Source organism: Streptomyces sp. NPDC001744 (genome assembly GCF_042892575.1).
GTDB lineage: Bacteria > Actinomycetota > Actinomycetes > Streptomycetales > Streptomycetaceae > Streptomyces.
Genome location: NZ_JBIAUG010000045.1, coordinates 1 through 11400, shown reverse-complemented (window position 1 = coordinate 11400; position 11400 = coordinate 1). Strand labels below are relative to the sequence as shown.

Below are 11400 nucleotides of genomic sequence, written 5' to 3'. Positions count from 1 at the left end.
CCGGGCCAGATGCTCCACCCGACGCATCGGCACCATCGTCCAAGCCATCCACACCCTCCTGACCTGCAACTATTCAGGATGAAAAAGGCTCACTGGAGCCGCACTTGCCGGTGAATCGCGGGCGGGGTGGACGCTGGCAATCCCACCGCCGTGTGATCAACGGGATTCTGTTCCGGCAGCGGACCGGCCTCCCCTGGCGGGACCTTCCTCCCTGCTTCGGTAGCTGGAAGACGGTTCACGATCGTCATCGAAGGTGGTCGGCGGACGGCACGTGGGAGAGGATCCTGCGGGCCGTCCAGGCCGACGCCGATGCTGAGGGCCGGATCGACTGGAGCATGGTCAGCGTCGATTCCACGACCTGCCGCGCTCATCAGCACGCGGCCGGCGCCTCCACTCGTGCCCCGAAGATTCCGGGTCGGCGCAGGAGCCCGGCGCGTCATCGTCCCGATGAGGCCCTGGGACGCTCGCGAGGCGGGCTCACGAGCAAGATCCACCTTGCTGGAGAGGGTGGGTGTCGCCCGCTCGGGTTTGTCATCACGCCCGGTCAGTGGGGGGACGCACCGCAGATGATTCCCGTCCTGGAAGAGATCCGTGTGCCCCGACAGGCTGGTGGACGACCGCGCACTCGGCCCGACCATGTCGGGGGAGACAAGGCGTACTCATCACGCCGTAATCGGCGTCACCTGCGCAGACGCCAGATCAAGCACACGATCCCCGAGCCGAGAGACCAGCGGGCCAACCGCCGACGCCGCGGCAGCCAAGAAGGCCGGCCCACGGGCTTCGACAAGACGATCTACCGCCGCCGCAACGAGGTCGAGCGGACCATCAATCGGCTCAAGAACTTCCGCGCCGTCGCCACGCGCTTCGACAAACGGGCGTACGTCTTCCACGGGACGGTCACCGTGGCCGCGATCCGCCTATGGCTCCGTCCGCAGTGAAACGCCCCGTTGAGAGGTCCTTGGCACCTGGGTAGTGGTGGCGCAGTTCGCTGAGTACGCGCTCGTCGACAGCCCTGACGTCCCAAGATGAGCTGCCGAACTCGGTCTACCAGGGTGAGCGGGTGTCGCGGCGCGCTTCTGGGGTCTGCTCGGGCAGAGCCGTGTTCTGGTCGGTGCGCAGCAGCATGCCCGGGTAGGGTTCGAAGTCCTCATTGGGCGGTGCCGGCTGGTGGAAACGCTCGGTGCGCGGAATGGTGACTTCCACCAGCCGGCCCTCCTGGAACATCCACAGCCCGAAGCAGTCGTCGTCCTGGTCGCGAAGCAGAACCTGCACCGTGTGCGGATGCGGCCACGGCAGCGACTCCAGGTGCCTGAGCAGGCCCTGGCGGCCACGCAATTTCTCGAACTCCAGGGCCCACCCGAACTCGTAGCCCCACTGCCCCGCTATCGGGACGAAGCGACCTCGCCACGTGCGTTCCGGGTCGTCCTGGGTCAGCGGTTCCATCACCTCGTCCGACCAGCGGGCTAGCACGATGACCTCGGCGTCTCTACTCATGCCGGAGTATGACCGCATCTGCCTGATCCACCGCAACCAAATTCCTCAACCGGCCGACGCAGGCAAGGACGGGCGGATTGGCGACGAGCTCTCCGTGCGGGCGAGCCCGACGACGGCGCCTCGGGAGAAGCTCATCTGCGCCTATGCCACGGCCCTGATCAGCTCACACGACCCATCGGACAGCCCCTAATCCGCCACTGACACTCCCACCGTCTCTGGGCTGTCCCCGGAGCTGGGCGGGCCGGGGACGCCCAGGTCGGCCCTGCTCTCTGCGCTCTCGGCTGAACCCCACACGCATCTGATCCGCACCACGGCTCCGGCCGAACCTGCCAACGTCGCGGACCGGGGGACGCGAGTCCGTCACGCCGCAGCCACTTACGCCGTGCGTCCGACGCCCGAACAGTTGTCAGTGCTGCGTGCCATGCTTCTGGTGGACTTCACTGGAGGTGTGACCATATGGCGGTCGGGTGGGATCAGATCGGGCAGCCGCGGTTCGACCGCATCGTGGAGGCGCTGGTCCATCGCCTCTATGACGGCACTGCGGTTGTGCAGGCCGTCAACGGACGCGGCGGCGATCGCGGCATTGACATTCGAGTGGTGAGTGGCGAGCGTCTGCGCATCTTTCAGCTGAAGTACTACCCCGACGGGTTCGCCACGACGATGAAGGGACGCCGACCCTCCATCAAGGAATCATTCGCACGCGCCATGGCCCATGACCCGCATGAGTGGATTCTGGTGGTGCCGTGCACCGTCACCGACTCCGAGCGCGCTTTCGTCGCAGGACTTGCCGACGGACGCGATGTGAAGGTGCGGATCATGGACCGGGCCGAGCTGGACGACCGGCTAGCCGCTCACGGCGATCTCGAGGCATCGTTCACTCGCGATCAAATGTTCGAGGCAGCGAAGGTCTATGGCCAGGAAAAGGCCATCCTGCGCCGAGGTTCGAAGGATCTCGCCAAGAGAGTGCAGAGACTTGGTCGGGTGACCGACGAGATCGATCCCCATTGGACGATGGACTTTACCCGCGCGGGCAACGCAGTCATCCAGACGCTGCGAGGCAAACATCCCCGTGCTCACGAGGTCAGTCCCATCAGTCTCACCTTCACCGGGCGCACCAGTGGCCTGACACCTGAACTCACTTCGGCCATGACCCGGGCATTCGGCTATGGCGTTGCCGAGGAGGTGGCCCTGCCGCCCGAGGCCGTAAAGCGCCTGGAGATCAGCGGTCCGGACTGGCTAACCCATACGTTCAAGAACGTCGCGGTAGCGTGGAGGCCAGTCGGCCCAGCCCCAGGAGCTGGAGCACCCGCAGAACTGACCTTTGTCAACGACACGGGTCGGGTGACCGCAGCATACGCTGGAGAGCTGAACGGCCTAAGCTCGGGGAGTCTGGGGCGCTCGATCGACATCGCCGTGCCAGGCGGCCAGATTAGAATTCTGAACCCGTTTTACGATGCCGTTCCTCCGAAGCTCGCCTACACCTACTCCCTCGAAGGTCTCACGCCACAGGATGCGGTAAGGGCCCTACGCCTGCGGCGCCGGCTCCTCGAAGGCGGAGACTTCCAGATCGCTGTGGATGGCCAGACCGCGGGCGCGGGGCGCCTCCCACGCGCCGCTTCAGATGAGAGCCTTCGCCAACTAGCCCAGTTGCAGCTGTTCGTTGAAGACCTCGAGGTAGTCCAGCGCCACACGGACCAGTACTTCCCAGTCCCGTTCGGACTTCCTGCCCAGGATCGCATTGCCCTCCGAATGGCCCGCCTGCTGATCGATGGCCGATGCGTCGCATCGCCTTTTTCCCGCACCCTCACCATCACGGTCGCCGGTGCAGAGGACCCGGCTATGCGCCAGCTACTCAGCGGGCAGCCCCAGTCCGTACGCATGACGAGTCCCGACTGCACCGTCCAGATTGCGGGACGATCACTCGACCTCGGAACTGCCTGCATGTTCCATACGCGAGTATCGGCTCAGGACGGGCCATCCGCCCTCGCAGCTCTGGATGCGGGAGCCGTCGAGAAGGAGATCATCCTGAGGCCGGCGGACGAGGAACGGTTCCGTATGTTCCTGACAGACACGCCAGATGACGGTCTACCGCTGACGCCGACTCCCTTCGGCCTCGACGGGTACCCGGAGCCACGCTGAATCGACTTTGGTGGCGGCGCCTGCCCGGCGAGCCTCCCAACAGTGACGTCCCTTGGCGCCCTGCCCCTGTTGCGGGCCAGGCGCGTCGGTCCCTCAGACTGCTCCCCCATCAGGGCCGTACGGCGAGTGGCCGCCCACCGCACCAGAGGACGACAGGGAGAATCGGAGCGTGATCAAGAATCTGCTGCAAGAGCCTCTCCCCCGTGCACAGGGGATCCAGGATGATCAGTGGGAAGCAGTCAGCGACGCCTACGGTCGCCTGTCAGCTGCCGCTTCAGCTAACGACCGGCCGCTGATCGTCGGTTCAGCGAAGGAGCTGGTCGAAAGCGTCGCCCGGGTAACGCTCGTGTCCTATGGCCGCGTCGTTGCTGACGGCGACGAATACACGAAGGTGTTGGGGGCAGCGCACAAGGTCATCGAGCATGTGATCGGGCCGACGCTTCCCGGGAACCACCCTCTGCGCCAGATACCCGAGTACGCGAAGAAGATGGCCGCCCAATTGCGCGAATTGCGTAACGCCTACGGAACCGGGCATGGTCGCGCGATCGTCCACGACGTCACGGACGAGGTCGTCGACGCATCCGTCCACGCGGCGCTCCTCTGGGTGCGATGGGCCATGGCCAGACTCGAGAGCGTCCTCCTGGGCGCGGTAGCTCCCCTGGTGAATGATCTACAGAGCGGCTCCGTCTTCTACAGCGGCGATCTTGCCGCTCGCCTGGAAGCAACCAATGTTCCGGGACTCGACCGACCGGAGCAGCATCGCCTGGGTGTCGCCGTCGGCCAACGGACCGCGAACGAGACCTTTACCGTCCGCATCGACGGAATCCGCGCGTGCGCGCTTCACCCGGAGAGGTGGCCGGAACCCTACCGGGAAGGCGTCGTGCAGGGGTTGTTCATCAATGTGGATGGCCAGGCGCATGCCTACGCTCCTGCCAGCGCAGACTGCGCAGCAGAAATGCTGCAACACCACTCCGCACCCGATCGCGTCCTCACCGAACTCTCCAGCGTGCTGGCAGCAGCGTCCTGGTCACTGCCGTTCCAACAGAACCATGCAGAGATCATCGACGCCATGAAGACCGCGACGGCGAAGATGCCAAGCCAGGCGGCGGGATGTTGGTCCAACATCATCATGGACCTTGAGGCCCGCGCCCCCTACGGCGATCGCTGAGGCGCCACATGATGGACCCGAGCGGCCGCCCGCCCTTCGACTGTCCGCACAGCACGCTCAGAGGCATTGCAGCCGGTCGCCGATACTTGAACAGGAGCCCCTGTGATCAACGAAGCAGAGAGCAACGGCCCCTCCATAGATGCAGTTCCGACCGTCTACGGCGACACCACATTCCGGTCGCGGCTCGAAGCCGACTGGGCGGCCACCCTCGACGGCAACGGCATCGCGTGGCAGTACGAGCCCGAGACCATCACCCTCGAGTCCGGCACGCTGTATCTCCCAGACTTCTGGCTGCCGGAGCTCGGCACCTGGATCGAGGTCAAAGGTCCCGGGATACCGCGCACCGAGAAGACTGAGGAGCTGGCTCGGACGCGTGCCTGCCGATGCGAAAGCACCTGCACTTGCCAGTGGCCCGGCGGTGAATTCGTCCTGATCGGCAGGCCGGCCCTGCCCACCCCCTGGACTGAGACCGGCCACCGCCCCAGACGGGGCTACGCAAATTGGGAAACGCCCTTCGGGCCGTCGACCTACTTCGTGACCTGCCCCGGATGCGCCCGAGCACAGTGGACTACCCTCCGACGGCCTTGGCGTTGCCGCGCCTGCCGCACCACTCTCGAAAGGGAGCAGCTGCACAGGCCCGTTGACCGGGTCGTCAGATTCGTCGAAAGCACCGGCGGCGGACTCTTCTCCATGCCCGACCTGGGCGAGCCGTTCACCGATGCCGAACTGGGTCTTGAAGAGGAGTACGACGAGGACTCCCCGTGACCGGCCCTCTCACGAGTTCCCTGCCACGAGGAAGTGGTCATCGAACGCGTTCGGCGATGGCCCGGGCCGCCTCGCGAGCCGTGCGGCCCACGCCCACCAGGGTGGCCGAGGCCGGGCCGGTCCAGTCGCCGTAGCCGACGAGGTGGATGCGGGGGTCGGTGACGCACTGGGTGCCTTGGGTGGGGATGCGGCCGTCGGAGGTGCGGAGGGCGAGGGGGGTGAGGTGGGTGAGGGCGGGGCGGAAGCCGGTGCACCAGATGATGGCGTCCGCTTCCGCGGTCATGCCGTCGGCCCACGCCACGCCGGTCGGCGTGAGGCGGTCGAACATCGGGGTGGCCTTGAGGAGGCCGGCGTCGCGGGCCTCGCGGACGGGTGGGACGGCGACGATGTCGCCGAGCGCGGAGATACCGCCGGTGTCGGGGCGGCCCTCGTCGAGGGCGCGGCGGCGGGCAGTGGCGGCGTCGAAGAGGGCGCGGCCGTCGATGTCGTCGGGGAGGTAGCGGGGTTCGCGCAAGGTGGCCCAGGTGAGGTGGGTGTCGTGCGCCAGGTCGGCGGCGATCTGAGCGCCGGAGTTGCCGCCTCCGACGACAATGACCCGCTGGCCCGCGAACGTCGCCGCGTTGTCGTACTCGACGGTGTGGAGTTGGCGGCCCTGGAAGTCAGCCTGGCCGGGGATCGTCGGTGCGAAGGGGCGGGACCAGGTGCCGGTGGTGCTGATGATCGCGCGGGCGTGCCAGGTATCGGAGTCGGTTTCTATGCGGAGGAGTTCGCCTTCGTCGTGGACTCCTCGGACACGTACAGGGCGGACGACGGGGAGGTCGTACCGCTGCTCGTAGTCGGTGAGGTACTCGACGACGTGTCCCGCTTCGGGGAACTGCTCCCCCGGCTGCGGCGGCATGATGCGGCCCGGGAGCGAGGAGTACGCCGCCGGGGAGAACAGGTGGAGGGAGTCCCAGGCGTGCCGCCAGGCGCCGCCCGGTGCCGTGCCCGCGTCCAGGACGACGAAGTCGAGGCCGGCTCGGCGCAGGTGGTAGCCGGCGGCGAGTCCGGCCTGGCCTCCACCGATCACCACAACGTCGAACGTCCTGCTCATGTCGGGGACTTCCCTTCTTCCGATTACTTCGAGTTCGGTTACGTACGGGTGGCGGCGAGGGCGGCGACGGCCGCGACCGCCGCAAGCAGTGCGAACAGGTGAGGGTATCCACCCAGCAAGCCGGCGAGGGCCGCGCTCGCGAAAGGTGCGAGGGCACCGGCCGCGGTCGGAAGCGCTCCGAGGAGCCCGGACAGCCGCCCGTAGTGGGCCGCTCCCCACCTGTCCGTGACAGCGGTGGCCTGGGCGAGGGTGAGGTTCCCTCGGATCATGCCGGTCGCCATGGAGAGGGCGACGACCAGGGGGTAGGGCCCGGGGATCGCGGCCAGGGCTGCTGTCAGGAGGCCGCCGCACGCTATGAGGACGGCCAGGCGCAGGCGGGGTCCGGTGCGGCGGCCCCCAGTTGGTCTCTGATTCGAACGGAATCTAAGCAGCCAGGCGGGCGGCTGAAAAGCCTCTACCGACGACCAGCTGTACGGCTGCCGTTCACATTGCCCCCACTTCTGATACATCTTCCGTTTCCTTGATCGTTCCTTTACATGGGACACGCCAGGCGGACAGGTGTCGCTCATGGGTGGGGCCACGAGACCGATCAATGAAGGACGCGGGACGGAGGTCACTCTCAGGGGCGCAACGGCACCTCTTCCCGCCGAGGTTCACCTGCCCGCAGAGGATGCGCCGCGCAACGGCGTTCATTCCAGGGCACTTTCACGGATCTGCCCCGCCCTTTAGGGATGGCGGGTTGCGGGTGCCCTTCCCCCGGCTTCCCGGCACAATTGCATGCACCAGGCACTGGTCCCCAAGTTTGGTCCCCAGACTCGCGCGAGTTCGCAGCGCCCGTCCCATTCAGATCTCATGGACGGTCGATGACTGGAAGGGACGGTTCACCAGAGCTGCTGGAGCCAGTAGCCGACGGCACTCGCGGCGGTGATGCCGGCACCGTAGCTGAGGCCGCGCACGAAGTGGCCGGCAGCGGCGCGGCGCTGTCGGCGGCCCCAGCGGAACAGACCGCGGCGGGTCCGCAGCGTACCGGGCCGCGTGGGCGAAGTGGGGGTGGTGGTCACGATCGGTCCCTTCCTGGGGATGCGAAAGGGAGCGCTCCGGGCACTGCGGTGCCCGGAGGGCTCCCTTCACTGTGGGTAACGTGCGGGTGCTTCGGTGGATCAGCGGTTGGCGAACTCGCGCAGCCGATCGGCCAGGCGCCGGTCGGGCGGACCGGTTATGCCGCCGTCGTCGTCGGCAAGCCGGTCGACCTCCATCTCCAGCTGTCCGGTGGGAGGTGTGCTGCCGACGGAACCGTTCTTCCTGACGTAAGAGGCCACCGCGCTCAGGCAGTCCAGGAGGACATCGTCGATCCCGCCGCTTTCGGTGGTAGCGGCAGTGACCTCGTGCCGCCAGTGGGCGGCTTCGCGGTGCTCACCGAGGGCGAGGTGGTGCAAGTGAAGGCAGTAGGCGGCGATCCGGTTTCCGGCACCGGCGGACAGCTGCCACCAGAACTGGGCGCTCTCAGGGTGACCGGTGAGGAAGAGCAGGCAGGCGAAAACGGCGGCGCCGTCCTCGTCGAACTCGCCCTGGGTATCACGGCTGGGGGCGTCGGCGAGGCGACTGATGTCAGCCGGGGCATTGGGGGCATTGATCGCCCACCGACACACGGTCGAAAGCTGCCGGCCCGCCCGGGCGGCGCCGGCGAGGTGGGTGGAGGGCGGTGTCGAGTTACGGCCGGCGTCGGCGGCGAGTCGGCGCAGGGCGGCGCCGATGTCGAAGCGGGGGTTCCCCGCGACGGGGACCGCGGCGTCTTCCAGGAGGTCGTCGATGGTGCGGGTCACTACTGGCCTTCCTTCTGCCGAGCCGCGGCACGGGTGGGCAGGCCCAGCTTCCTGCCCAGGCGTTCCTTGACCCGGCGGCAGTGGTGGTTCACGGTGCGCTCGTCGATGTGCATGTACCGGGCGACCTGCTTGGTGGAGTACCCCATCAGGAACCGCATCACGATCACCGTGTACTGGCGAACCGGCAGCTCGGAGATCGCCTCGTACAAACCGATCCGGCTCGGAGCGAACTCCAGTTCGCCACGCAGGGCACGGAGGTTCTGGCCGATCGGACCGTTGATGATGTACGCGGGGTCACGCCCCTCCCGGGCGAGGCGCCTGGCCACGTGCCGGTGCAGCACCGCGAGGGTCCGGCGCTCCAGCTCGTCTTCCTGGAGCAGACCTTCCCAGGAGGTCAGGATCTCCAGGAACACCTCGTGCACGACATCCTCGGCCGTCCTGCGGCTGCCGCAGTGGAGTTCGGCGTAGAGGTGAAAGAACTCCTGATGGCTGAGGACGAACGCCTCAAAGTCGAGCGGCAGCGGAAACGTCGTGTGTACGCCGCCGGCATGGCCCGAGTCGGGCCCGGTCGCGTCACGCACACGGGCCTCCCGCGTCGCGCGGGCAGAGCAGCACAGCAGTGGTCACGGGCACTTCCTTATCGAGGGACGGGCACCAACTCCCGGTGCCGGAGGGCGTGTTGCTCTCCCACCGATCACTTAAGCGAAATCGGCGCCCGAACACTCATGCGCGTGCGAAGAAAGTTTACGGACCGCACCCGGGCCACCACGGAACGCAAGATCGAGAAGGCGGACGAGTACCCCTGAGCAGGCGCAATCCCTTCCGCAGCGCACCCGGATACACGGCCCATGTGACGTACGGCACACCATTCGCGCCTCGTCGGCGCACTTGCCTGCGGCCTGAGATCGCGCTCGTCCAGGCGATCACCACAACATTGGCGCGCCCCACCGCACGGGCTCCGTCACGGGCCGCACGAACGAGGCGGCCGCAGGCCGCGCCTTCGGTACCTGGGTTCAGAGCAGATGGCGGTTGGGCGCCTTGGCGGCGTCCGCGAACTCGGGCAGTTCGACGACCGTGACGCCGGCGCCCTCCAGGAGCTCGGTCCCTTCGGCGCCGGGAACGAAGGTGTCGGGCTCGCGCCAGGCGGTGACGACGTGGCGGATGCCGGCATCGCGGATGAGCTGGGCGCACGGGTGAGGCCGGGAGGCGCGTTTGGCGCAGGGTTCGAGGGAGCTGTAGATCGTGGCGGTGGCGAGTCGGGGATCGCTGGCGGGGAGCTTGGCGAGGGCGGCTTCCTCGGCGTGGTCGTGGGGGTCGTTCTCGCGGGAGTAGCCGCGGGTCAGTTCGGTCCCGTCGGCGGCGACGATGACCGCGCCCACGCTGAAGGCGGTCGTCGAGGGCGGGCAAAGACCGGCGAGTTCGCAGGCAAGGGCGAGCCAGGCCCGGTCCGCGGCGTTGGGTTCACGGCCGGGGCCAGGGGCGCCGGCGGAGAAGGGGGCGTTGCTCATCGGGGCTCCGTCGAGATGTCCTTGGGGGCGTACCTCAGGAGTACCACGTCGCCGATCTGGCGGGTCTCCAGGAGCCGGAGGCGGGCGGTGGGGCCGCCGAGGTAGTGCGCGGAGCCGAGCATCCGTACGGCGTCGGACTGGCCGACGAGGAGCGGGGCGATGACGAGCTGGAGTTCGTCGGCGAGTGCCTCTTCGAGGAGCTGGGTGTGGAGGGTGCCGCCGCCTTCGACCATCAGCCGCTTGATGCCGTAGACGTCACCGAGGACGTCGAGAGCGGTCGGCCACGTGGCCTCACCGGGGATGCCCTGGATGGTGGCGAGGTCGCCGAGGTTGGCTCGGGCCTTCTCAGCGGCCTCGTTGCCGACGGCCAGGACGAGCTTCTCGCCACCGTGATGCCAGAACTTCCAGTCGGGGTCGAGATCCCCGGTGCCGGTGATCGTGACCTTCAACGGGTACTCCGGCCGGCCGGCGGCAACCCGGGCCGCACGACGCTCCTCGGAGTTCACGAGGAGGCGGGGGTTGTCGGCGCGGAGGGTGCCGGCGCCGACGAGGATCGCGTCGACGGAGGCGCGGACGGAGTCAACGCGGTTGAAGTCCTCCGGGTTGGACAGCATGAGCCGGTCTTCACCGGGGCGGGTGTCGAGGAAGCCGTCGATGGAGACCGCAGCGGACAGAAGGACGTAAGGGCGAGACACGGTGAACTCCAAGGGTGAGCAGATCAAGCAGGGTGTAGCACGATGCGGTCGAGCGCGGCCCGGAACTCGGCAACGCCTTCGTCACCCGCCGCAGGGGCAAGCGCCAGGTCCAGCCGACCCAGCTGACCGATGATCCGGGCGGACCCGGTTTCGGCCGCGATCCCAACAGCCTGCGTACCGATCCTGGCGGCCAGCGTCATGTTTCCGGTGCCCGCGTGGGCACGCGCTGCCCGGGCCAGGTAGACCCCTCGGTCGCGCCGATACATCGCCGGTAGCGCCGCGATCGCGCTGTCGAAGCCGACGGCGGCCCGCTCGTAGTCCCCCAGTGCGGCAAGGGAACGGGCACGGGCAGTCTTGATGTACGCCTCGTCGAGCCACGAGCCCCAGACTCCGTCGACGTCCGCACGGCCCAGCAAAGTGAGGGCGGTCTCGTATGCGCGGTGGGCTTTGGCGCCTTCGCCGAGTATCGCGTGTGCGTGCGCCTCGTGGAGGACGGCGATGACTTCGAGCCGACTGCCCGGCCGGGCTGTGCGCCGGGCAGCGGCGGCGAGGCCCAGGCCGTCGACGGGATGGCCGGTATCAACAGCGAGCTGGGCCTTGCGAGCGAGGATGTACGCGGTTAGGGCGTGTCCGACGGGTCGAGTGACTCGCCGAGGGGTGAATCGTTCCGCTTGGTGTGGGGCGTGGTGATCTCTCCGATGCCGAGTGGGCTCAG

9 protein-coding genes and 4 pseudogenes are annotated in these 11400 nt (G+C 67.8%); 5 read left to right on the top strand and 8 right to left on the bottom strand.

All coding sequences use genetic code 11. The features are described from left to right. Positions 1–82: pseudogene (locus ACFYZY_RS29800) on the top strand (IS5/IS1182 family transposase); the annotation flags it as partial. Then, positions 72–938, top strand: coding sequence for an IS5 family transposase (locus ACFYZY_RS29795; protein ID WP_388700346.1), 867 nt, complete (start codon positions 72–74; stop codon positions 936–938). The pseudogene ACFYZY_RS29800 and the gene ACFYZY_RS29795, both read left to right, overlap by 11 nt. A gap of 106 nt (positions 939–1044) precedes the next feature. Here ACFYZY_RS29795 and ACFYZY_RS29790 read toward each other — a convergent pair whose 3' ends face one another. Then, positions 1045–1494: a hypothetical protein gene (locus tag ACFYZY_RS29790; RefSeq protein ID WP_388700344.1), complete on the bottom strand. Its 450-nt coding sequence runs from the start codon at positions 1492–1494 to the stop codon at positions 1045–1047. Between the two features lie 456 nt (positions 1495–1950). Here ACFYZY_RS29790 and ACFYZY_RS29785 point away from each other — a divergent pair, with 456 nt between their 5' ends. The 3 genes from ACFYZY_RS29785 (at position 1951) to ACFYZY_RS29775 (ending at position 5566) form a co-directional block, all read left to right on the top strand. Beyond that, a complete protein-coding gene (locus tag ACFYZY_RS29785) occupies positions 1951–3633 on the top strand; it encodes a hypothetical protein (protein ID WP_388700341.1) in 1683 nt (560 codons plus the stop codon). Between the two features lie 169 nt (positions 3634–3802). Beyond that, the gene (locus ACFYZY_RS29780) at positions 3803–4801 is read left to right on the top strand and encodes an abortive infection family protein (RefSeq protein ID WP_388700339.1); all 999 of its coding nucleotides are present in this window, start codon (positions 3803–3805) and stop codon (positions 4799–4801) included. Positions 4802–4903: 102 nt separating this feature from the next. Continuing rightward, the gene (locus ACFYZY_RS29775; protein WP_388700338.1) at positions 4904–5566 is read left to right on the top strand and encodes a hypothetical protein; all 663 of its coding nucleotides are present in this window, start codon (positions 4904–4906) and stop codon (positions 5564–5566) included. Between the two features lie 37 nt (positions 5567–5603). Here ACFYZY_RS29775 and ACFYZY_RS29770 read toward each other — a convergent pair whose 3' ends face one another. From ACFYZY_RS29770 to ACFYZY_RS29740, 7 genes and pseudogenes are all read right to left on the bottom strand, one after another. Further along, on the bottom strand, positions 5604–6659 hold the full coding sequence (locus tag ACFYZY_RS29770; protein WP_388700335.1) for an ArsO family NAD(P)H-dependent flavin-containing monooxygenase: 1056 nt from the start codon (positions 6657–6659) through the stop codon (positions 5604–5606). 38 nt (positions 6660–6697) lie between these two features. After that, positions 6698–7051 (bottom strand): annotated as a pseudogene (locus tag ACFYZY_RS29765) (MFS transporter); the annotation flags it as partial. A 489-nt stretch (positions 7052–7540) separates the two neighbouring features. After that, positions 7541–7720: a hypothetical protein gene (locus tag ACFYZY_RS29760; protein WP_388700333.1), complete on the bottom strand. Its 180-nt coding sequence runs from the start codon at positions 7718–7720 to the stop codon at positions 7541–7543. Positions 7721–7819: 99 nt separating this feature from the next. Further along, positions 7820–8482, bottom strand: a complete 663-nt coding sequence (locus ACFYZY_RS29755) for a hypothetical protein (protein ID WP_388700331.1) — start codon at positions 8480–8482, stop codon at positions 7820–7822. After that, positions 8482–9063, bottom strand: a complete 582-nt coding sequence (locus ACFYZY_RS29750) for a sigma-70 family RNA polymerase sigma factor (RefSeq protein ID WP_388700328.1) — start codon at positions 9061–9063, stop codon at positions 8482–8484. Before ACFYZY_RS29750 ends, ACFYZY_RS29755 begins: the two co-directional genes overlap by 1 nt. 432 nt (positions 9064–9495) lie before the next feature. Beyond that, positions 9496–10685, bottom strand: a pseudogene (locus ACFYZY_RS29745) (dihydrofolate reductase family protein). A gap of 23 nt (positions 10686–10708) precedes the next feature. Further along, positions 10709–11400, bottom strand: a pseudogene (locus ACFYZY_RS29740) (hypothetical protein); the annotation flags it as partial.

Bases quoted from the DNA above. Each gene is read 5' to 3' on its own strand.
- ACFYZY_RS29790 (WP_388700344.1), bottom strand. From the start codon at position 1,494: ATGAGTAGAGACGCCGAGGTCATCGTGCTAGCCCGCTGGTCGGACGAG.
- ACFYZY_RS29785 (WP_388700341.1), top strand. From the start codon at position 1,951: ATGGCGGTCGGGTGGGATCAGATCGGGCAGCCGCGGTTCGACCGCATC.
- ACFYZY_RS29770 (WP_388700335.1), bottom strand. From the start codon at position 6,659: ATGAGCAGGACGTTCGACGTTGTGGTGATCGGTGGAGGCCAGGCCGGA.